At 62.6% G+C, this 21,858-nt stretch carries 18 protein-coding genes and 1 riboswitch; of the genes, 9 read left to right on the top strand and 9 right to left on the bottom strand.

Annotated elements, in window-relative coordinates; genetic code table 11:
* Window positions 1-365, bottom strand: a 365-nt coding sequence (locus LJY25_RS20885) for a DUF7948 domain-containing protein (RefSeq protein ID WP_227610416.1), incomplete at its 3' end; no start/stop codon positions are given.
* Between the two features lie 148 nt (window positions 366-513).
* Here LJY25_RS20885 and LJY25_RS20880 point away from each other — a divergent pair.
* From LJY25_RS20880 to LJY25_RS20865, 4 genes are all read left to right on the top strand, one after another.
* Window positions 514-1,647 (top strand): endonuclease/exonuclease/phosphatase family protein, encoded by a 1,134-nt coding sequence (locus tag LJY25_RS20880; RefSeq protein ID WP_227610415.1) that lies wholly within the window; start codon window positions 514-516, stop codon window positions 1,645-1,647.
* A gap of 212 nt (window positions 1,648-1,859) precedes the next feature.
* Window positions 1,860-3,395 carry a cysteine--tRNA ligase gene (gene cysS / locus LJY25_RS20875; protein WP_227610414.1) on the top strand — a complete coding sequence of 512 codons (1,536 nt, stop codon included), beginning with the start codon at window positions 1,860-1,862 and terminating at the stop codon, window positions 3,393-3,395.
* A 12-nt stretch (window positions 3,396-3,407) separates the two neighbouring features.
* Window positions 3,408-4,430: a M28 family peptidase gene (locus LJY25_RS20870; RefSeq protein ID WP_227610413.1), complete on the top strand. Its 1,023-nt coding sequence runs from the start codon at window positions 3,408-3,410 to the stop codon at window positions 4,428-4,430.
* Between the two features lie 93 nt (window positions 4,431-4,523).
* Window positions 4,524-6,041 carry a carboxylesterase family protein gene (locus LJY25_RS20865; protein WP_227610412.1) on the top strand — a complete coding sequence of 506 codons (1,518 nt, stop codon included), beginning with the start codon at window positions 4,524-4,526 and terminating at the stop codon, window positions 6,039-6,041.
* A 3-nt stretch (window positions 6,042-6,044) separates the two neighbouring features.
* Here the strand turns inward: LJY25_RS20865 and LJY25_RS20860 are convergent, their stop codons facing one another.
* From LJY25_RS20860 to LJY25_RS20840, 5 genes are all read right to left on the bottom strand, one after another.
* A complete protein-coding gene (locus tag LJY25_RS20860; protein ID WP_227610411.1) occupies window positions 6,045-6,950 on the bottom strand; it encodes a S66 peptidase family protein in 906 nt (301 codons plus the stop codon).
* Between the two features lie 95 nt (window positions 6,951-7,045).
* A complete protein-coding gene (locus LJY25_RS20855) occupies window positions 7,046-8,323 on the bottom strand; it encodes a homoserine dehydrogenase (RefSeq protein ID WP_227610410.1) in 1,278 nt (425 codons plus the stop codon).
* Window positions 8,301-9,332, bottom strand: a complete 1,032-nt coding sequence (locus LJY25_RS20850; RefSeq protein ID WP_227610409.1) for a homoserine O-acetyltransferase family protein — start codon at window positions 9,330-9,332, stop codon at window positions 8,301-8,303. The genes LJY25_RS20855 and LJY25_RS20850 overlap by 23 nt, the downstream gene beginning before the upstream one ends.
* 179 nt (window positions 9,333-9,511) lie before the next feature.
* Window positions 9,512-10,897 carry an O-acetylhomoserine aminocarboxypropyltransferase/cysteine synthase family protein gene (locus tag LJY25_RS20845; RefSeq protein ID WP_227610408.1) on the bottom strand — a complete coding sequence of 462 codons (1,386 nt, stop codon included), beginning with the start codon at window positions 10,895-10,897 and terminating at the stop codon, window positions 9,512-9,514.
* A 357-nt stretch (window positions 10,898-11,254) separates the two neighbouring features.
* Window positions 11,255-11,369: riboswitch (SAM riboswitch) on the bottom strand.
* A gap of 168 nt (window positions 11,370-11,537) precedes the next feature.
* Window positions 11,538-11,837 (bottom strand): LysM peptidoglycan-binding domain-containing protein, encoded by a 300-nt coding sequence (locus LJY25_RS20840; protein ID WP_227610407.1) that lies wholly within the window; start codon window positions 11,835-11,837, stop codon window positions 11,538-11,540.
* Window positions 11,838-12,067: 230 nt separating this feature from the next.
* Here LJY25_RS20840 and LJY25_RS20835 point away from each other — a divergent pair, with 230 nt between their 5' ends.
* Window positions 12,068-12,484, top strand: a complete 417-nt coding sequence (locus tag LJY25_RS20835; protein ID WP_227610406.1) for a lipocalin family protein — start codon at window positions 12,068-12,070, stop codon at window positions 12,482-12,484.
* Window positions 12,485-12,617: 133 nt separating this feature from the next.
* Window positions 12,618-15,197 (top strand): erythromycin esterase family protein, encoded by a 2,580-nt coding sequence (locus LJY25_RS20830; RefSeq protein ID WP_227610405.1) that lies wholly within the window; start codon window positions 12,618-12,620, stop codon window positions 15,195-15,197.
* A 54-nt stretch (window positions 15,198-15,251) separates the two neighbouring features.
* On the opposite strand, the gene LJY25_RS20825 is transcribed toward LJY25_RS20830, so the two are convergent.
* The gene (locus LJY25_RS20825) at window positions 15,252-16,352 is read right to left on the bottom strand and encodes a lysylphosphatidylglycerol synthase transmembrane domain-containing protein (protein WP_227610404.1); all 1,101 of its coding nucleotides are present in this window, start codon (window positions 16,350-16,352) and stop codon (window positions 15,252-15,254) included.
* A 189-nt stretch (window positions 16,353-16,541) separates the two neighbouring features.
* Between LJY25_RS20825 and dxs the strand changes: the two genes are divergently transcribed.
* The 3 genes from dxs (at window position 16,542) to LJY25_RS20810 (ending at window position 20,193) form a co-directional block, all read left to right on the top strand.
* Window positions 16,542-18,482, top strand: coding sequence for a 1-deoxy-D-xylulose-5-phosphate synthase (gene dxs / locus LJY25_RS20820; protein ID WP_227610403.1), 1,941 nt, complete (start codon window positions 16,542-16,544; stop codon window positions 18,480-18,482).
* Window positions 18,483-18,739: 257 nt separating this feature from the next.
* Window positions 18,740-19,273 carry a YceI family protein gene (locus tag LJY25_RS20815; RefSeq protein ID WP_227610402.1) on the top strand — a complete coding sequence of 178 codons (534 nt, stop codon included), beginning with the start codon at window positions 18,740-18,742 and terminating at the stop codon, window positions 19,271-19,273.
* 155 nt (window positions 19,274-19,428) lie between these two features.
* The gene (locus tag LJY25_RS20810; RefSeq protein ID WP_227610401.1) at window positions 19,429-20,193 is read left to right on the top strand and encodes an alpha/beta fold hydrolase; all 765 of its coding nucleotides are present in this window, start codon (window positions 19,429-19,431) and stop codon (window positions 20,191-20,193) included.
* On the opposite strand, the gene LJY25_RS20805 is transcribed toward LJY25_RS20810, so the two are convergent.
* The gene (locus LJY25_RS20805; protein WP_227610400.1) at window positions 20,187-20,699 is read right to left on the bottom strand and encodes a peptidase associated/transthyretin-like domain-containing protein; all 513 of its coding nucleotides are present in this window, start codon (window positions 20,697-20,699) and stop codon (window positions 20,187-20,189) included. The genes LJY25_RS20810 and LJY25_RS20805 overlap by 7 nt on opposite strands.
* A gap of 115 nt (window positions 20,700-20,814) precedes the next feature.
* Window positions 20,815-21,813: an aspartate-semialdehyde dehydrogenase gene (locus LJY25_RS20800; RefSeq protein ID WP_227610399.1), complete on the bottom strand. Its 999-nt coding sequence runs from the start codon at window positions 21,811-21,813 to the stop codon at window positions 20,815-20,817.
* Window positions 21,814-21,858 lie beyond the last annotated feature (45 nt).

The raw sequence follows: 21,858 nt of genomic DNA, 5'->3' as shown, positions 1-21,858 counted from the left end.
CCCAGCGCTTCTTCGCCCTGCACCCGGCCCGAGCCCAGGGCTCCCTCGAACTCCACTGTGTACGCGTGCGCCTTGGTGTTGCTCAGGCTCCCGTTTTTGGTTTTTTCGTGGTGGCCCGGCACGGTAGCCGGGTCGTAGAGGCCATAGGTGAAGCCGGTGTTACGCAGAAACAGCCGGCCGGCGGGCAGAGGCGCCTCAAACCGGACTTCCGGGGCCCACTGGCCCTGGTTGGCAATAAACTCCAGGCTATGGTCGGGCTCCGGGGCCGTCAGTACCGGTCCGGTGGTCAATTCAGCTGCTGATAGTTGCCGGGATAGCAGAGTAATAAATCCGAAAGCAAACAGGCGAAAAGTAGAAAGCGTCATACTGAATTAACATAATGAGTTTAATGCAGGAAAGGTACGACGAAAACCGTTGAGCTAGGCCGGAAGGGCCCATTTTGTGGCGTGAGAAAGTGCCGGTTCCGCCGCCGCGCTCTACCTTTACACGGGCTTTCTTTTCGGCCCGAATGCCGTGCGTCGCTCCTTTGCCCTTAAGTGTACTCTGCTCGTGGTGGCCTGGCTGCTGCTGGCCATTGCCTGCGTGCAGATTCCGGGCTACCATTTCTGGCCCGCCGCCTTCGGAGCCCTGACCTTGCCCCTGGCGCTGGGGCTCAACCTGCTGGCAGCCCTGTACTGGCTGCGGCGCAACTGGCGGGTGGCCGTGCTACCCATCGTCGTGGCCGTGCTGACCTGGCCCCACTTCCAGCGTGGACTGGCGCTGCACCCCCTGCACTCGGCGCCCCCGGCCACTGCGGAGCCGGGGCAGGTGCGGCTGCTGAGCGCCAACGTGCGCATCTTCAATGTGTACTCCCAGCTGCGCGACAAGCAGTCCAGCTCGTCGCGCCAACTGATTCAGTGGGTCGCCAATAGTCCGGCCGACATTCTCTGCCTGCAGGAGTTCTACAACGAGCCCCGCATTTCCCGGCAGGACGGCACCCTGTTCCGCACCGTCGACCAGATTGGTAAAGCGCACGGGCGGGAGGTATTTGTTTCCAGAACGCTGACCAATGCCGCCGGGGCGGAGTTCGGGCTGGCCATCTTCACCCGGTATCCGATTGTAGGGCGGGGCACCATTTCCTTTGGCAAGCTCACCCAGAACCACGCGATGTACGCCGACCTGCGCCTGCCCACCGGCGACACGATCCGCGTGTACAATTTTCACCTGCAGAGCATGAGCATGGACGAGCAGGACATCGTGGAAAGCTACTCCAGCAAGGCGGGGTTCCGCCGCAAGGGCCTGGGGCTGCTGCGCCGGTTTAAGCGGGGACTGGTGGCCCGCAACGCCCAGGTGGACACGCTGCTCCGGCGCTTTGAGCGGTGCCGCTACCCCATCCTGCTTTGCGCCGACCTCAACGACCTGCCCTACAGCTACACCTACGACCAGCTGGCCGACCACTTCCAGAATGCCTGGGCCACCGTGGGCACCGGCGTGGGCACCACCTACAACGGCCGCCTGCCCCTGCTGCGCATCGACCACCAGTTTGCCGGCCCGGAATGGGAAGTGCGGGATTACCAGGTGCACTACGACGTCACGCAGTCCGACCACTTCCCGTCCACTGCGGTGTACCGCCTGCGCCGGCCTCGCGGGACGCAGCCGGCTGATTGAGTTTGTGCTTAATTCCGGAGTGAATATACTGGCGTTTGAACTTTTTATACTGCCAGCTTCGACTTTTGTACTGATTTGGCTAAGTCTTAAACTTAGTTGCAGCGCATAGCGTCCCATTCGGCGGTTTCGCGGTCGTGGTAAGCAGGTTTTTTCTTGGGGCTGCTCCCGTCGGCAGACGCCCGCTGGCCGACAATTCTTGCTACTTTTGCCCTATGCAGCACCCGCTCTCGCTTTACAACACGCTTACCCGCAAGAAAGAGGAATTCCAGCCCGTAAACCCACCCCAGGTGGGCGTTTACCTGTGCGGGCCCACCGTCTACAGCGAAGCGCACCTGGGCAATGCCCGTGGGCCCGTCGTGTTCGACGTGCTTACCCGCTACCTGCGCCACCTGGGCTATAGCGTGCGCTACGTGCGCAACATCACCGACGTCGGCCACCTCGAAAGCGATGCCGACGAAGGCGAGGACAAGATGGCCAAAGCCGCCCGGGCCCAGCGCATCGAGCCGATGCAGATTGCCCAGCACTACGCCAACCGCTACCGGCAGAACATGCTGGCGCTGGGCTGCCTGCCTCCCGATATCGAGCCTCAGGCCAGCGGCCACATCACCGAGCAGATTCAGGTGGTAGCGGAAATCATCGAGAACGGCTTTGGCTACGAGGTCAATGGCTCGGTGTATTTCGACGTGCCCAAGTACAACGAAGCCAACCGCTACGGTAAGCTGTCGAACCGTTCGGTGGAAGATCAGCTGGCCGGCACCCGCGACAACCTGGCCGGGCAGGACGAAAAGCGCAGCCCCCTGGACTTCGCCATCTGGAAGAAAGCCACGCCCGAGCACATCATGCGGTGGCCCTCGCCCTGGGGCGAAGGCTTTCCCGGCTGGCACCTGGAATGCTCGGCCATGAGCCGCAAGTACCTCGGTGATCTGTCCGACATCCACGGCGGTGGGCTCGATCTGATGTTTCCGCACCACGAGTGCGAAATAGCCCAGAGCCAGGGCAGCCACTCCCACACCGATGAGGCCCGGATCTGGATGCACAACAATATGATTACCGTGAATGGCACCAAGATGAGCAAGTCGCTCGGCAACTTCGTGCTGCTCGGCGACATGTTCCAGGGACCAACCGGCGGGCTTACGCAGGCGTATTCGCCCCAGACGGTGCGCTTCTTCCTGCTGCAGTCCCACTACCGCTCGCCCGTCGATGTAAGCGACGAGGCGCTGCAGGCCGCCCGCAAAGGCTACCGCAAGCTGATGAACGGCCTGCGCCTGCTCGACAAACTAGTGGTCAGTGAACAGGCGCCAGCCAATCAGGAGGACGACCGCACAACGGACAACGAACAACGGACAACCCTATCCGGCGACGCCGACCTGCGCAAGCTCACGGCCGACCTGTTCACCGGGCTGAACGACGACCTGAACACGGCCCGCTGCATAGCTTCCCTGTTCAACCTGCTACGAAAGTTTAATACCCTGGCCACCACGCCCACGGCCCTGGCCGAAGTAGGCGCGGAGGCGCTGCAGGCTGCCGTAGCTGCCTACCGCACGGTGGTGGTCGACATTCTGGGCCTGCAGGACGAGCCCCGGGCCAATGCCGAGCAGCTGCTGGAGCTGACCCTGAGCTTTTACACCGAAGCCAAAACCGCCAAGGCCTACGACAAGGTCGACCAGATTCGGGCGGCGCTGAAAGGGCAGGGCATCGTTATCAAGGACACCAAGGCCGGCGTGGAGTGGGCGTACAGTGAGGAGTAGATCAAACAGGTAATGAAAAAGAAACTCCTTTGGCTGGCTCCCGCGCTGGCCCTGCTGGTGCTCACGGGCTGCCCCGACAAAAGCAAGACCACCGTGGAAACCGACGCCCCGGCCGAGCAGGCCGGCCCCGCAGCGCCACTGTTCAACGCCGACTCCGCCTATGCCTACACCGCTCGGCAGGTGGCGTTCGGGCCCCGGGTGCCCAACTCCAAAGCCCACGCTGCCTGCGCCGATTGGCTGGTGCAGCGGTTCCGGACCCTGGGGCTGACGGTGCGGGAGCAGCCCTTCGAGGCCATGGCGTTTGACGGCAAGATGCTGCGCTGCCGCAACATCGTGGCCCAGTTCAAGCCCGAATATGCCCGGCGCGTAACCATTTTCTCGCACTGGGATACCCGCCCCTTTGCCGACAAGGACACCGTAAAGCCCAATGCTCCGCTCGACGGGGCCAGTGACGGGGCCAGCGGCGTGGCCATTGCCCTTGAAATGGCCCGCCTGCTCAGCCTCCAGCCCGACAGCCTGACGCCCAACGTCGGCGTGGACTTCATCTTGTTTGACGCCGAGGACTACGGCTATGATGCCGACACCCAGAGCAAGCTGGTCAACAAGCTGGCCGGGGCGGGGCAGGACAGCTGGTGCCTGGGCTCCCAGTACTGGAGCAAGCACCTGCTGCCCGCCGGCTACAAGCCCAGCTACGGCATCCTGCTCGACATGGTGGGCGCCAAGAACGCCAAGTTCAGTCGGGAGCAGCAGTCGGTGCAATACGCCAAAGACGTGGTGGACAAGGTCTGGAATACGGCGGCCCAGATTGGGTACTCCGACTTTTTTCTGTTCCAGGACAGCCCCGGCATCACCGACGACCACGTGTACACCAACCAGGCCGGGATTCGCACCATTGACATCATCGACCACCTGCCCGTGGGCGACGAATACTTTCCGGCCTACCACCACACCACCCAGGACAACATGAGCATCATCGACAAACGGACGCTGAAGGCGGTAGGTCAGACGGTGCTGCAAACCATTTACCAGGAGTAGCGCGGGCACTCATTTCCAGTCAGCCGAACTTTTTGGGGGTAGATGGCCGTAGTATAGGCCCGGTCCTATCTTCTACGTTCATCCTGCTGGTTTATGAGAAAATATCTGCTACTGAGTTTGTTGTTTGTATTGAGCGGGCTGGCGGCCTTTCCGGCGGCTGCTCAGATTGATACCACCGGCGGCCGGTACCACCGGGCCATCTTCCCCCTTCTGACGACGACGCTGGACGTGCCGTATGGCTCGGCCGTTACCTTCTCCGGCAGCACCCAGATCCTGCGGATGAACGTGTACGAGCCGACCGGCGACACGGTGCGGCGCCGGCCCCTGTTGATATTTGCGCACGGGGGCGGGTTTGCGTTCGGCAGCAAGGGTGACCAGGACGTAACCGAACTGGCCCAGCGCTTCGCCCGCCTGGGCTACGTTACGGCCAGCATCGACTACCGGCTGGGCTTTTTTCCCTTCAACGACACCATTGCTATTGCCAAAGCGGCCATCCGGGGCAGCCAGGACATGCGGGCCGCCGTGCGCTTCTTCCGGCAGGATGCCGCTACGGCCAAGCTGTACCGGGTTCACTCCAGCTTCATTTTCGTGGGTGGCTCCTCGGCCGGGGCCTTCATGGCCTTGCAGAACGCGTTTCTGGATAAAGACAGCGAAGTGCCGGCGTATCTCAACGTCGCCCAATTAGGCGGGGTGGAAGGAAACAGCGGTAACCCGGGCTATTCCAGCGTGCCTTCCGGCGCCATCAACCTGTGCGGGGCCCTGGGCCGGCCCTGGTGGATTGAGCCCGGCAACCTGCCCTTCGTGAGTATGCACGGCACCTTCGATACGACGGTGCCTTACCAGGCCGGCACAGTGGGCGGTGGATTGCCGCCCCAATACGTGTACGGCAGTGCGATTCTGAAAGTCCGGGCTACGGAAGTAGGCGTTTTCAACCCCTTCTACACATTCAAGGGAGCCCCGCACGTGCCTTACTCCGGCACCGGCACCACTGCCGCGGCGTACATGGATACAACCTTCCGGTTTGTGCGCGACTTCCTGCGGCCCCAGCTCGTGGCCTCCGGCCCGCTGCCCGTCACGCTGACCCGCTTCGAGGCCGAGCGCCAGGGCGAAAATGCAGTGCTGACCTGGGTTACGGCCACGGAAATTGACAATGCCGGCTTCGAAGTGCAGGTCGCCATTGATGGCCGCACGTACCGGGCGCTAGGCCGGGTTCCGGCCTCAGCCGGCTCGTCGGGAGCGCACAGCTACCGCTATGTGGATGCGGAACCCAATAAAACCGGCCGGCGCTATTACCGCCTGCGGCAGCTCGATACCGACGGGAAGGAGGCTTTCTACGGTCCCCGGGTGCTTTCATTCGACGCCGGCACCCGGCTGCAGGCCTATCCCAACCCGTTCACCGACCAGCTCCTGGTTGATGTACCGGCCGCGGCCGGCACCCGGGTGCAGCTGCGCAATGCCCTGGGCCAGCTGGTGCTGAGCCGGGAAGTGGCAGGTTCGGAACTTCCGGTTCGTATCGAGCTGGCGCTGCCGGCGGGCCTCAGGCCCGGGTGGTACGTGCTGACCGTGCAGAGCGACCTGCAGACCAGGCAGGTGCGGCTTCTGAAAAAGTAGCGGCTAGCTTGCGTAGTGCAGCCTGGTTCCGGCGGCCGATACCGTCATGGTCGCTTGCCGGCCGCAGATCAATGCCTGGTTTTCGGGCTCGTGCCCCACGGGAAAACCATAGGCCACAGGAAACTGGTAGCGCCGGGCGTAGGTATCGATGATTTCGTAGGGTGTCTGGCCGAAGGGAATGGCGTTGTCGTTGGGCCCGCTGAAGTGACCTACCAGCAGGCCGGCCAGGCTGCGCAGCTTGCCGTTACGGTCCAGGTGCACCATCATCCGGTCGATGTTGTAGAGGTACTCGTCGATGTCCTCCAGAAACAGAATGCGGCCGGCCGTGGAGCACTCCGATGCCGTACCGCTGATGGTTTGCAGCAAGCTCAGGTTGCCGCCAATCAGCTCACCCGTGGCCTGGCCTTCCCGGTTGAGGGCGTGGGGCGGGGCAGTGTACTCAATGGCCTCCCCAAACAAGGCCCGCCGCAAACTTTCCAGGGCTTCCTCCCCGCCGGGCTGGTCAAAGAGCAGGGGCATTACCCCGTGGATGCTTTCGTGGCCCAAAGCCAGCAGGTGGCAGTTCAGCACCGTCACGTCGCTGAAGCCGGCAATCCACTTCGGGTTTTGGGCAAAGCCGGAGAAGTCGAGCTGGTCGATGATGCGGGTGGTGCCGTAGCCGCCCCGGGCGCAGAGAATGGCCCGCACCGAAGGGTCGTCGAGCATCTGCTGAAAGTCGGCCCGTCGTACGTCGTCGGAGCCGGCAAACTGGTGGTGCGCCGCCGCCACCGACTGGCCCAGCACCACCTCCAGCCCCCAGGAATCGAGGATAGCCAGGGAAGCGGCCAGCTCCTCGTGGGAAACTTTCCGGGCGGGACACACAATGGCGACTTTGTCGCCGGGGCGCAGGGCGGGAGGCGTGGTAGGCATAAAGCAGTAAGCGAATCAGCAGAACGGGCCCAAACCTACGGAATGCCTTGCAGAGCTGGTAGCAAACCCACTTGGCAAAGCCTTCCTGGACAACGCTACGCCAGCTGATTTGTCAGCTCCCGCGTGGTCCGGGCTGCATCCGGCAGGCTGACGGGGCGCACCTGTCCGGTTCGGATTACGAAGGCTCCAGCCTTTCGCAGCTCGTCGCGGTGCTTCAGCAGCCGGGAAGCCCGGGCAAAGCCGATTACATACCCTTCGGCGTTTTCGGGGCCTTCCAGCAGCTCCAGCTTGGCCAGCAACTTGGCCGGAATGCCGCGCAGGTACACCTCCAGCTCGATTTCCTCGGCCGGAGCAGAAGTCAGCAAGGGGCCAAGGCGGGAATACGCGTACCGGTAGCCTTGCCGCAGGGCAATCAGGTCGGCCAGGACGGCGGAGCCGGTGGGGTGGCCGCCGGCGCCTTTGCCCTGCAGAAACTGCCGGCCCGCAAAAGCGACATCGATTACTACGCCGTTTCCTTCGCGCTCCACCCCATACAGCGGCGAATCGGGGGCTACGAGCTGGGGAGTGACGAGCACCGCCGCCCGGCCCCCGTTCAGCCGCTGCAAGCCGGCCACCACCTTGATCTTATAGCCGTGCTGTCGGGCGTACTGCACATCAGCGGCCGTAATGTTCTCGATGCCCAGGTTCAGCACATCGTCGGGGCAAACCAGCAGGCCTAGGGCGTGGGCGGCCAGAATCACGGCTTTGGACCGGGGGTCGAAGGCGGCCATGTCGAGGGCCGGGTCGGTTTCGGCAAAGCCCAGGGCCTGCGCTTCGGCCAGGGCCTCGGCGTAGCTCGAGCTTTCCTCCGTCATGCGCGTCAATACGTAGTTGGATGAGCCATTGAAGATTCCGCTCACGGCATGCAGGGGCTCGGCAGAAAAGTAGCTTTCCAGGGTGCGAATCACCGGAATGCTGCCGCATACCGCCGCCTCATAAAGCAAAATACCGCCATGTTCCCGCTGCAGGGCAATCAGCTCGGGCAGATGACAGGCTACCATCGCCTTATTGGCGGTGACGACCCGGCGGCCCCGCGTCAGGGCCGCAGTCACCAGCCGGAACGCTTCAGTCGGATCATCAATGACTTCCACCAGCACGTCCAGCCCGGAATCGGCGACCAGCGCATCGGCGTTGAACTCAAACCGCCCGGCGGGCACGGAGCGAAGCTTGGTCGGGTTCTTCACCGCAATCCGGGTTACTTCGACCCCGGTTTCAGGCAGGTGCTGCAGGATGTCATACAGGCCCTGGCCTACGCAGCCGAAGCCAATCAGGCCGACGCGCAGCGGGGAGGAAAGCCCGGGGCCGGCAACGTTAATGCGCGTAGTTGCGGACATAAAACTGTTCAAGGAAGTGCGAAATCTGGGTGGCTTCAATCAGGAAGCCGTCGTGGCCAAAGCTGGAATCCAGTTCGGCGTACATAGCGCCCCGGATGTGCTGCGCCAGCAGGCGCTGCTCAGTGGTTGGAAACAACACGTCGGAGGAAATGCCCAGTACCAGCGTCCGGGCCTGAATGCAGCTTAGCGCGTCGGCCACGCTGCCGCGCCCCCGACCGACGTGGTGAGAGTCCATGGCCCGGCTCAGTGCTACGTAGGCGTGGGCGCTGAAGCGCGCCACAAGCTTGCTGCCCTGGTACTGCTGGTACGAGCTGGCCCGGAAATCCGTCAGCAGCGCGTCGTCCGGCTCGGCTTGGGTATTCCCATAGGCTTCGTAGCTGCGGTAACTGAGCAAAGCCACTGCCCGGGCTGCCCGCAGCCCGGCCTGCCCGGCATCGGGGGAGGCGGTGAAGTAGCTGGAATCGGCGAAGATGGCCAGGCGCTGGGCTTCGTTGAAGGCAATGCCCCAGGGTGAGTGGCGGGCGTTGGTGGCCAGCAAAACCAGGTGGCTGAATACCGACGGCTGCTGAATAGCCCATTCCAGCGCCTGCTGCCCGCCCAGGGAGCCGCCAATCAGCGTGTGAATCTGCTCCAGGCCCAGGTGGCGGCGCAGCTGCTCGTGCACCGCCACCATATCCCGGACCGTAATCAGCGGAAACGCGTGGTAGAGCGGGGGCTGGTCGTCCGCTACCGGAGTAGTGGGCCCGGTCGTGCCGTAGCAGGAGCCCAGCACGTTGGCGCACACGATAAACCACTCGGCCGGGTCGTAGTAGCACCCGGAACCTACCAGCCCGGGCCACCAGTCGGCCGGGTCGGCGTTGGCCGTCAGGGCATGGCAGATCCACACCACGTTGTCGGCGGCGGGATTGAGCGTGCCCAGGGTGCGGTAGGCTACCTGCACCCGCGGCAGGGTGGCCCCGGCCTCCAGCCGAAGCGGTTCGGGCAGGGTGAAAAGCTGATTTTCGGGCATAGTGAAAGTGCCCCGGAGGCGGCCGGGAGCCGTAGTGCTGATGAGCAGGCTGGGGCGTGACGGGCGAGGCTGGGGAATACCCGCTCCGGTAAAGAAGACGGGTATTCCCGCTCGCCGCCACAGTCTCCGGAAGCAAGCCGCCGCCCGGGCCGTTTGCCCGGGGGCAGCCCAGTCCCACCCTACACTTCCAGGGGCTGCGCGTGTTCGGTCTGCGGCTCCGGCTGGGTTTCAGCTACGGAGTCGGTGGTAAAGGGAGCGTGCTGACTAACCGCGTCGAAAGCGGCCTGCAGGTCGGCTTTGATGTCGTCGATGTGCTCGAGGCCCAGGCTCAGGCGGAGCAGGTTGGGCAGCACGCCCGCGGCGCGCTGTTCGTTGTCGGAAAGCTGCTGGTGGGTGGTGGCCGACGGCTGGATGATGAGCGTCTTGGCGTCGCCCACGTTGGCCAGGTGGCTGACGAGCTTCAGGTTGTCGATGAACTGGGTAGCGGTATCCTTGCTGCCCTTGATGGCAAAGGTGAGCACGCCGCCGAAGCCGCGCTTGAGGTACCGGGTGGCCAGGCCGTGGTAGCGGCTGCTTTTCAGGCCGGGGTAGTTCACGCTTTCCACCTGCGGGTGCTGCTCGAGCCACTCGGCAATCTGCTGGGCATTCTGCACGGTGCGGTCCACGCGCAGGCTCAGGGTTTCGAGGCCCTGCAGCAGCAGGAAGGAGTTGAACGGGCTCAGCGCCGGCCCGAAGTCGCGCAGACCCTCGACCCGGGCCCGGATGATAAAGGCGATGTTGCCGAAGGGGCCGCCCTTGCCGAATACGTCGTTGAAGACGAGGCCGTGGTAACCTTCCGAGGGCTCGGTGAACTGCGGAAACTTGCCGTTGCCGAAGTCATAGGTGCCGCCGTCCACAATCACCCCGCCGATGGAGGTGCCGTGCCCGCCAATCCACTTGGTGGCCGATTCCACCACGATGTGGGCCCCGTGCTCCAGGGGCCGGAACAGGTAGCCGCCCGCCCCGAAGGTGTTGTCGACTATCAGTGGCAGATCATGCTCGTTGGCAATGGCGGCAATGGCTTCGAAGTCCGGGACGCTGAAGCTGGGGTTGCCGATGGTTTCCAGGTATAGGGCCTTGGTGTTTGCATCAATCAAAGCCGCAAAAGAGTCGGGGTTGTCGCCGTCGGCGAAGCGCACCTCGATGCCCAGGCGCTTGAAGGCCACCTTGAACTGGTTGTAGGTGCCACCGTAAAGGTGGGAGCTGCTCACGAAGTTGTCGCCGGCCTGCAGGATGTTGTTCAGGGCGATGAACTGCGCTGCCTGCCCCGAGGCCGTCGCCAGGGCTGCCACGCCGCCTTCGAGGGCCGCCACCCGCTGCTCGAATACGTCGGTGGTGGGGTTCATCAGGCGGGTATAGATGTTGCCAAACTCCTTCAGGGCAAACAGGTTGGCGCCGTGCTCCGCGCTCTTGAACACGTAGGAGGAAGTCTGGTAGATGGGCACGGCCCGGGAACCGGTAGTAGGGTCGGGCTGCTGGCCGGCGTGAAGCTGGAGGGTTTCGAAACGAAGGTTCTGTGCGGACATGGGAATACGGGTTGAAAAGAAACGTCTGAAAAATCGGGGAGGAGGGAAGGCGCAGATTTCCCGGATCGGGTGCGCCGAAGCCGGCCGAAAACGCCGGGGCCGGATTTGCGGGTTGCACGAGCCAGGGCCCGGCTTCCCGGGCGGCTGGCTGCAGCAGGCAAAAGCAGGAAAACGAACGAGGCCGGGCCTAGGTCAGGCTAGCGACAACACGGGCAACAGCAGCGCATTCGCCCGGTGGGCAGGCTGCGGGCGGCAGCGGCCAAAACGCGGAAACCCATCGGCAAACCGGCGGGCAGCAGGCCAGCGGGTGCGGATGGGCGGGAGAATGCGAAAGCAGTGGTGTTTTTCATGGCACTCAACTTATCTGTCCCGTTTCCACTCGGGGAAGCCGGGCAGGAATTGGCACCTTTCGCGTCAGCGGTGGTTGCCAGAGGGTCGCGGAGCCTGTTCTCTCGCCTCTTCTGTATAAATTCTTGAAACCTGCCCCACCGTCAGCGGGGGAGTACCGGATTGGTAAGCGCAAATGTACTAACGGAATCGGTTTCTCCAAATCCCCGGCCTGGTAAGCTGATATTTCAACAAAAAGGCCCGCCGGATCGTCCGGCGGGCCTTTTCCTAAAGTCAATCTGACTTTGACGCGTTACAGCGTGGGCAAGGTCAGTACCTGGCCTACCTCGATATGGTCGGGGTTGGCGCCGATAGTGGCCTTGTTAGCGTCATAGATCTGGTGCCACTTGGAAGCATCGCCGTAGTGGCGCTTGGCGATTTTCGAGAGCGAGTCGCCGCTTACCACGGTGTAGGAGGTACCGGCCGCCGCAGCGGGCTGGGCCGCGGCGCCGGCTTTATTACCAAAGAAGTCGGTAGCGCCAGCGGGGTTGGCAGCCGGTTGCTGGACCGGCTTTTTTTCGCCGTCGTTGGAAAGAAAATCGAAGAGTCCCATGATGGTGCGTTGGTTTAAGTGAAAGAGGGTCGTAAGGGTCGATAATCGGCCGGCTAGCAGCGTTATCACAGGCACTTACGCCGCGCCGGGCAATTGGTTTTGCCGCTACCGTTGGGCTTGGTCTTAGCCAACCACTTTCGAAACCCCGCCGTAAGAGGCTCCACAGTTGGCCCCGAACCGGGGCTTCTGCCACACCTTCCCGACCAACCCTCACCTTACCCTCTTACCCTATGAAAACTCAGCCCGTTTCCTTTCGTCTGCTGGCCAGCCTGTTTGCGCTGGTAGCCCTGTTCATGACCGCCTGCGGCAGCAAAGAAGGCAAAGTTGAAAGCGTCAACATGCTCTACGGCACCGAAAGCAAAGTCTGGAAAACTGACAAAGAGCTCGATGCCAGCGGTGATAAAGTCAAGCAGACCGATGCGCAGGAAGATGAGCGCATCACCTTTTTCGCCAACGGCCAGTACAATATGACCTCGCCCGCCGGTGCCACCAATGGCAAGTACACCTTCGATCAGGCCGGCAAGAAAATCGTGCTGACTCCCGACGGAGCTCCCGAAAGCAACACCTTCGACGTTGTTACCCTCACCGACGACAAGCTCACCCTGCGCAGCCCCCAGGGCGCCGAACTGAAGCTGGAAAAAGAGTAGACTACCTCCTCCGCTTTTCCCCGCAAAGCCCTTCCGCTACCCGCGGAGGGGCTTTGTTTTTGGGCCGGCTGAGAACTCTCAGTTCAAAGAAACCGGCTAGCTTTCGGCTTCTTTTCGACCTGCTTCCCCGCCTATGTCCGGTTTCTTTCGTTGGCTGCTCGTCGGCCTGCTTTGCGGCTGCGGGCTAAGCGCCGCCGCCCAGACTGCTCCGGCCCGGCAGCTGCCAACGCATGTGGTTCGCTCTATTAGTCCCACCGACACCAGCTTTGCCGACCTGGAATTCCTAGTCCGGGAAATCCGGGATGCCCGGGTGGTGATGCTGGGCGAGCCGACCCACGGCGAAGGCAACGTGACGGAAGCTAAAATCCGGCTGATCCACTTTCTGAAGGATCGGATGGGCTTTACCACGGTGGCCTTCGAAAGCGGCTTTTACGAGCTGGACCGCGTCCAGCGCGCCCTGGAGGCCGGGGCGCCGGTGGCTGAGACCGTTCGCGCCGGCGTGTACCCGGTCTGGACGGCCACGCAGGAGTTTCAGTTCCTGCTGCCGCTGCTGGGCAAAAGCGGCCTGCGCGTAGCCGGCTTCGATTCGCAGCTGGGAGGAATGGAGGATGTGGGGCTCGAGGAGCTGGAAGAGTTTCTGAAGCCCGAGAAAGGGGCCGATGCCATTGCCTACGACTACCTCGACGAGTGCCTGAGCATGATGAGCGAGCAGAACATCTTTCCGCCTTCCCACCAGATTGTGCTGTTCAACCAGCAGCTGGGCAAAGCGCGCCGCCTGCTCGAAAAGGTTCAGGTCGGCTCCAGCGCCTCCCGGCGGGAGCGGGCTGCCTTCTGGCTGCAGAACCTGCGCAGCGTGCAGGCCCTGGCCCACGACTACGCCACCAACGACCCCAGCGCCAAGGACTCGACCGAGTGGACAGCCACGACCAGTAACCCCCGCGACGCCCAGATGGCCGACAACCTGCTTTGGTACCTGCGCCGCTACCCCCGGGAAAAAGTTTTGTGCTGGGGCGCGCTGCCCCACCTGGCCAACAAGGCGGAAGCGCTGCAGAACGCTGAAATCCGCGAATACCGCCCGATGGGGCGTGCCGTGAAGGCAGCGCTGGGCGACGATGCCGTGTACGTGCTGGGGACGCTCGCCGGCGGGGGTACCTACGGCTTCGGCTGCTGCGGCAAGCCCCGGTCCGTGCCGGCCCCGGCTCCCGGCTCCCTCGAAGCCGCGCTGCTGGCTCAGGGACACGAGTACAGCTTTTTGAGTTTGAAGCACGATGCCCGCGACCTAGTGCTGACAACCTCCGCTTTTCAGTACGGCCCCCTGACCGGCCGCTGGAGCGAAGTGGTGGATGGGTTTCTGTTTCTGAAGTCGGTGAACCCGCCGCACGCGGCTGTCGGGGTTGCCCTGGCAGCCACGCCGGACGAAGGACCGGCTCCAGCTGAAAAATGGCAGCGGGCTCGCCTGAACCCCAAGGTTCAGCCGGGAGCAAAGGGCGGGGTAAACTTCGTGCTGGACGGCGTCGTGGTTGACCGTAAAACGGGGGCACCGGTTCCGTTTGCCACAGTCGCGGTGCCGGGCCGCAGCGCCGGTACGATCTGCGACGCGCTGGGCCGTTTTCGGCTGGACGCCCGCCGGGGCGAAGCGGTGCAGGTCAGCAGCCTGGGCTACGAGCCCGCCACCCTCACGGCTCAGCCCACCGCGGCTCTTACGGTGCGCATCCAGCCGGCATCCTTTGCCCTGGCCGACGTGCGCGTCAGCGCCCAGACCCAAGACCCGCGACGAATTATGAAGAAGGTGATAAAGGCCGCAGATGCCAACTACGAGCAGCAGGACTACGTCACGCACGTGTACACCCGCCGCCGCCTGACCAGCTTCGATACCCTCCACCACGAGGTCGAGTACGTCAGTCAGATTTTTGAGCCGGCCGGCCACCGGGCCTGGGGCGGGGGCTTTCTGATGCTGGGCCCCACCCAGTCGCACGCGGTGCAGGAAAAGCACGTGGTGGTTCCATCGGTCAAGCCGTTAACGCTGTGGGACTATTCCGACGGCGGGCACGGCTTCTACACCGAGGGCTCCGACCCGGTGCGCATTTCCCCGCTGTTCCGGCTCAGTACGCTCGGCAAGTTTGCGCTGCGGCTCGACACCATCGAGCAGCACGGCGGCGAAACGGTGTACGTGATTCAGTTTGCAGCCAAACGGGCTTCGAAGCGCACGACCGGCTTCGGCCTTATCGGCGGCTACTCAGGCAAGGTGTATATCCGGGAGCAGGACTACGCCGTGGTACGCTACGAGGCGCTGTGGCGCCAGGATACGCTGAGGATGAATGCCGCTGCCCGCAAGTACCTGGGCAAGCACAACCTGACGGCGGCTATCTTCTCCCGGATCTTCACCGACCACCGCAAGGCCCACGTCGTGACCTACCGGAAAGGGGCGGATGGCCGCTACCACCTCGCTGCCAGTGTGGCGCAGAGCGTAACCGCCGGTCGGGTTTTGCGGAGCGGTAAGCCGTTCCACGACCAGAAGTACTGCGAGGAGCAGTTCAGCCAGCTGCCAGCCGATAAACAGACACCGCAGCCGGACAAGGAAAAGCAGCTGCTGCTGCGCGAAGGAGAGCTCCGGCAGCTGGCGCAGGTGCCGTATCGACCTGAATTCTGGAAAACGTACCAGCGTCCGGCCCCGGCCGGACCGGGCCCGGTACTGGAAGCCGCCAAGCCCTGATGAGTGGGGTAAAAGCCTGATGAGTGGGGTAAAAGGACGTATGGTTCAGCGCGGCTAAACCACCGCTTGCGGATCGGCGTGCTTGCTGAATACCCGTGCCACCCAGCGCGGCAGGAAGATAGCGCCCAGCACGAGGTACAGGTAGTACGTCACCAACCGGTAGAGCAGCACCACGAAGTTGGTCATGGTGGGCGTGCCGATAAACTTGCCGAAGAACGTGGGGAAGGCTCCCTCAGCAATACCGGCCCCGCCGGGCGTAATGGCAATCAGCAGGATAACCTTGTAGGTGAGGTTGCGGCCGAAGATCAGCATAAACTCGTTCCAGCTCACGTCCACGAAGGCCGCAATGATGCAGCCAATAATCAGGTAGCGGGCCGTCCAGACGAAGAACGTGGAGCCGATGGCCCGCAGCCAGTAGCTGGCCCCGTTGCCGCGCAGCTGAGCCGAAGCCCACACCATCTCGTTGCCGTGCTGGTAGGCACTGACCCGCCAGCGCCGCAGCCCCCGCAGAGAAAACAGCCGCACCAGCAGGCGCTTCACGGATTCGGGGTTCACGAAGATGGCGTACAGCATCAGGCCCGCGTAGAGCGTGACGAGCACGTAGCTGATGACAAAGGCCACCCGCAGCGTCGAAATCAGCCCGCCCTGCAGCGCCTCGTGCGGGTAGAGCGCGTCGCCGGCCAGCACCACCACGAGCGGCACCGTGACCACGTAGTAGAGGTTGTCGAGCAGGGCCGTCACCATCACGTAGGCCAGGGACTTGCCCAGGGAAATACCTTCTTTATTCAGAATAAACGACGCCACGGCGGTGCCACCCACGGCCGAGGGCAGCACGCAGGAGGCAAACTCCCAGATCATAATCACGTCGAGGCTCTGCTTCCAGCTCAGCACCCGCTCCGAGATGTGGCGGATGCGGTAGATGTAGCCGGCGTCGCGGGCGACCAGCACGAGCAGCATTACCAGCAGCCAGTGCAGCTTGGCGTTGGCCAGGGGAGCTAAGTCGCCGGGGCGGTAGGAGCGCCAGAACATAAAGCCGACCACGCCCAGTCCGATCAGAATGGGCAGTACAATGCGCGAAGGGCGAAGCTTGTCGAGCAGCTCCTGGTCACGGTTATCCTGGGTGAGCGGCATAGGTACGACACGGTGGGAGGGCAAAAGTAGAGATTATTCGGCCTGTATGCGTTAAATCCAGATTAACAGCCGTTAACCCCTCTGCTGGTCAACATCCGCCGCTTCAGAAAAATCGTACCTTTGTTCATTAGGGAAGAACCAATAAGACGCGCTTAACATTTGCGGGCGTGTCTTGTTACCTTCCAGCAGTTTCCCACATGCCCCTCATTGCCGATGATTGTTGAACCCGGAGCCCTACTGGCGGCTATTGACTCGCCCAACGACCTCAAGAAGCTTAGCCCGGACCAGCTCGTGCAGCTAAGCCAGGAGCTTCGGCAGTTCATCGTCGACTCGGTGTCCATCTACGGCGGGCACTTCGGCGCTTCGCTGGGCGTGGTTGAGCTGACCGTGGCCCTGCACTACGTGTTCAATACGCCCTACGACCAGCTCGTGTGGGATGTGGGCCACCAGGCCTACGGGCACAAGATCCTGACCGGCCGCCGCGACCGGTTTCCGACCAACCGCCGCTACCACGGCATGTCGGGCTTTCCGAAGCGCAGCGAAAGTGAGTACGACGCCTTTGGCGTAGGCCACAGCTCCACCAGCATCGGCGCGGCGCTGGGCATGGCCGTAGCGTCCGACTATAAAGGCGAGCTGGACCGGCAGCACGTAGCCGTTATCGGCGACGGCGCCATGACGGCGGGTATGGCCTTCGAGGCCCTCAACCATGCCGGCGTGGCCAACTCCAACCTGCTGGTTATCCTCAACGACAACTGCATGAGCATCGACCCCAACGTGGGCGCGCTCAAGGAATACCTGACGGACATCACTACGTCCCGGACCTACAACAAGGTGCGCGACGAGCTGTGGAACGTGCTGGGCAAGCTCAGCAAGTTCGGACCCAACCCCCAGCAGGTAGCCCGCAAGGTGGAAGCAGCCATGAAGGCCACGCTGCTCAAGCAAAGCAACCTGTTCGAGGCGCTCAAGTTCCGCTACTTCGGCCCCGTCGACGGGCACGACGTACAGCACCTCGCTACCATCCTCAACGACCTGAAGAGCATTCCCGGCCCCAAAATCCTGCACTGCGTTACGGTAAAGGGCAAGGGCTACGCGCTGGCCGAAAAAGACCAGACCCTGTGGCACGCCCCGGGTTTGTTTGACAAGATTACCGGCGAGATTCACAAGAAAACCTACTCCGCGCCCCAGCCGCCCAAGTACCAGGACGTGTTCGGGCACACGATGGTGGAGCTGGCCGAGCAAAACAGCAAGGTGATGGGCGTGACGCCCGCCATGCCCTCGGGCTGCTCGCTGAACATCATGATGAAGGCCATGCCCGACCGCGCGTTCGACGTGGGCATCGCCGAGCAGCACGCCGTTACGTTCTCTGCAGGCTTGGCCACGCAGGGACTGGTGCCGTTCTGCAACATCTACTCGTCGTTTATGCAGCGGGCCTACGACCAGGTGGTGCACGACGTGGCGCTGCAGAACCTGAACGTGGTGTTCTGCCTCGACCGGGCCGGTTTCGCCGGGGCCGATGGCCCTACCCACCACGGCTGTTACGACATTGCCTACATGCGCTGCATCCCGAATATGGTGGTAGCGGCCCCCATGAACGAGGAGGAGCTGCGCAACCTGATGTACACCGCCCAGCTGCCCGACATGGGTCCGTTCAGCATCCGCTACCCCCGGGGCGAAGGCGTGATGCCCGAGTGGCGCATGCCGTTCAAGAAAATTGCCGTGGGCACCGGCCGCGTGGTGCGCGAAGGCGAAGGCGTGGCCATTCTGACCATCGGCCACATCGGCAACTACGCCGTGAAAGCCACCCAGCAGCTCGCCGCCGAAGGCCTGAGCGTGGGCCACTTCGACATGCGCTTCGCCAAGCCCCTCGACGAGGAAATGCTGGCCGCCGCCCTGAGCAAGTACAAAGCCATTGTAACGGTGGAAGACGGCTGCCTGCAGGGCGGCTTCGGCGCTGCCGTGCTGGAATTTATGGCCGACCACGGCTACTCGGTGCCCGTAAAGCGCCTGGGCATCCCCGACCGCGTGGTGGAGCATGGCACCCAGGATGAGCTTTATAAAGAGTGCGGCTTTGATGCCGACGGCATTGCTGCCGCCGTGCGTGAACTGGCCGGTAAAGTTGCTGCCAAGACCCCGGCCGAAAAGGTGCTGCGGTAGAACCGTACTTCTGCTTTTTCCGAAAGGCCCCGTCAGATTCGTCTGGCGGGGCTTTTTCATGTAGTTCAGAGTAGGCGTAAGGTTTCCGGGGCGTGACGCTTTTCCGGCTTGACTGAACCAATGAAAAATAAATGATGTATGTACATTGATTAACAAAATCAACCTGTACATTTGCATCGTCGGACTGGCAGTAGGAGGAAAGCTCCGAATGCCGCCCAGACCAGAATCCCAAGTCACGCTTTCTTACCACAATCATCATGGCTACTACCAAATGGGTCCTCGACCCCACGCACTCCGAAGTTCAGTTCAAAGTGAAGCACCTCGTTATTTCGACGGTGACCGGCTCGTTCAAGCAGTTTGAAGGCGAGGTGGAAGCCGAGGACGACTCGTTCGAAAACGCCCGGGTGCGCTTCTCGGCCGATATCAACAGCATCGACACCAACCAGGCCCAGCGCGACGAGCACCTGAAGTCAGCCGACTTCTTTGACGCAGCTGCCTACCCGAAAATGACCTTCGAGTCGACCTCGTTTGATAAGCAGGGTGACAACGAGTTCAAGCTGACCGGCAACCTGACCCTGCACGGCGTGACCAAGCCCGTAACCTTCGACGTGGAGTACGGCGGTGCCGCCGGCGACTTCTACGGCAACACCAAGGCCGGCTTCGAGGTAAGCGGCAAAATCAACCGCAAAGACTTCGGCCTCACCTGGAGCGGCGTTACCGAAGCCGGTGCCATCGTGGTGAGCGAGGACGTAAAGCTGCTGGGTAGCATTCAGTTCGCCAAGCAGGCGTAAGTCGATTCGCGCTTTGCGCTGAAAAGAGCAGGCTCCCAACCCGGGAAAGCCTGCTCTTTTGCGTTCCGGGCTGCCGGCTGTTGACCGGCATCCTGGGCAAATGTGCGTACTTGCAGCTCTTTACTGCGCTTTCCGGCTGGCCGGCCTTTCTGCTTATGTCCTCTGCTCACCCTACCATCCTGTTTCTCCACGGCTTTGCCGAGTCCCGCGAGGTCTGGACTGATTTCACCCGTGACTTTCCCGACGGCTACCGCCTGCTCATGCTCAACCTGCTGGGCCACGGCACCAACGTCCACGACATCCGGGACTATTCAATGGAAGCCCAGGCCCGCTACGTGGCCGAGCAGCTGCGCCAGAAAAACGTAGACAAAGCACTGCTCGTGTGCCACAGCATGGGCGGCTACGTAGCGCTGGCGTTTGCGGAACGCTACCCCGAGCTGGTGGCGGGCCTCGTGCTGTTCCACTCCACCGCGTTGCCCGACACCGACGAGAAAAAAGCAAACCGTGACAAGAACATCGACTTTGTGCGGCGGCATGGGGTGGAGAAGTTCATGGAGTCGTTTATCCGGCCGCTGTTTGCGCCCGTGAACCGGGAGCCGATGCGCGAGAAGCGCGAGTTCCTGGAGGAAATCGGGAAGGCTATTCCCGAAGCTACCATTACCGGGGCGCTGGAGGCCATGAAAAACCGTCCCGACCGCACCGAAGTGCTGCGCAAGGCCAAGTTTCCGGTGCTGTTCGTGGTGGGCAAGGACGATGTAGCCGTGCCGGTGGAAAGCCTCCTGACGCAGCTGACGCTACCCGACCAAAGTCACGTGCTGCTGCTCAGCAACGTTGGGCACCTGGGCTACTTCGAAGCACCCGAGCTGACCTGCCGCGCCGTCGTGGATTTTGCCCGGCTGGTGTTTAATCAGCCCTACTGAGCCGGCAGGGATTCCAGCCCGGCTAACTGATCAGCCGGCACATCGTCGAGGGAGACAATCTGCAGGCCGGGGCGGCCGGTAGGAGTGCGCAGCTGGTTCCAGCCGGTGCGGGGGCCCAGGTCGGCCCGCATTTCCTTTTTCGGGATGCGCCACATGGCGCCGGTCAGCGGGTCGATTACCAGCATTCCCCACACGTTGCCCAGCACGATGTTACCCAGGTACCACCCGTTCAGATCGGCCGAGAGGGTCAGAACTTTGGCCGGGTAGTTCTTCTTGGTAAACAGGACCGTATACTGCTGACGCTGGAAATACTTGCCCCCGGACTTGAGCAGCACTTCCGCCGGCGTTTTGCCCTTGTACACTTCCACCCCGTTTACGTCGGTAATAACGATGGCCGCCCCGGGGGGCGCGCTGCTGATGGTCACCGGGTACTTGCGGGGACTGACCAGCGTGGCGCAGCTGGTAAAAAGCGCGCACGCGAGAAGAGCTGAGGTAGAAAAACGCATGGGTGGAAGCTGGGCGCACGATACCGCTACCAGTTTCAGGGACTTCCCAAAATGCAACGGCTCCTAAAGATAACAACCTTTAGGAGCCGAAACAGGCGGGGACAGCTAAATTCCCTTAGCCCGGCAGCAGGCCGAGCTGAATCATGTGCTCGGCAATCTGCACGGCGTTGGTGGCTGCCCCTTTGCGCAGGTTATCGGCCACCACCCACATATTAAGGGTGCGGGGCTGCGACTCGTCGCGGCGCAAGCGGCCGACCAGCACGGCGTCTTTGCCGTGGGCATCCTTGGGCATGGGGTAGCGGTTGCGGGCCACGTCATCCACTACTTCCACGCCGTTGGTGGCGCGCAGGAGACGGTATACTTCCTCCAGCTCAAATTCCTGGGCAAACTCCACGTTCACGGCTTCGGAGTGGCCGCCCATCACCGGGATGCGCACGGCCGTAGCCGTTACCTGAATCGAGTCGTCGCCGAGGATTTTCTTGGTTTCGCGCACCAGCTTCATTTCCTCCTTGGTGTAGCCGTTGGCTTCGAACACGTCGATGTGGGGCAGCACGTTCAGGTCGATGCGGTGGGGGTAGGCGGGGTCCGCGGCGGTCTGCCCGGCCCGCTCTTCCATCAGCTGGTCCACGGCTTTCTTGCCGGTGCCGGTCACGCTCTGGTAAGTGCTGACCACGATGCGCCGGATGCGGAAAGCCTCGTGCAGTTTGTGCAGGGCCAGCACCATCTGAATGGTGGAGCAGTTGGGGTTGGCAATGATTTTATCGGCCGGCGTCAGCTCCCGGGCATTGATTTCGGGCACCACCAGCTTTTTGGTGGGGTCCATGCGCCAGGCCGAGGAGTTGTCAATCACCACCGTGCCGGCTTCGGCAAAGCGCGGGGCCTGCTCTTTCGACACGCTGCCCCCGGCCGAGAAGATGGCCACGTCGGGGCGGGCGGCAATGGCGTCGTCCATCGACACGACCGGGTAGTCTTTCCCGCGGAAGGAAATCAGCTGGCCTACCGATCGGGCCGAAGCCACCGGCAACAGCTCCGTGACCGGGAAATTCCGCTCGGTTAATACTTTCAGCATCTCCCCACCGACCAGGCCGGTGGCACCTACTACTGCTACTTTCATCAGCTACGTCAGAAAAAAGGCCCCAATCCGGTGGAGCCATGGCAA

The sequence above is a fragment of the Hymenobacter translucens genome, assembly GCF_020685205.1.
Taxonomy (GTDB): domain Bacteria; phylum Bacteroidota; class Bacteroidia; order Cytophagales; family Hymenobacteraceae; genus Hymenobacter; species Hymenobacter translucens.
Note: the sequence above shows the minus strand (reverse complement) of the source record. Positions and strands in the feature narration are given on the sequence as shown.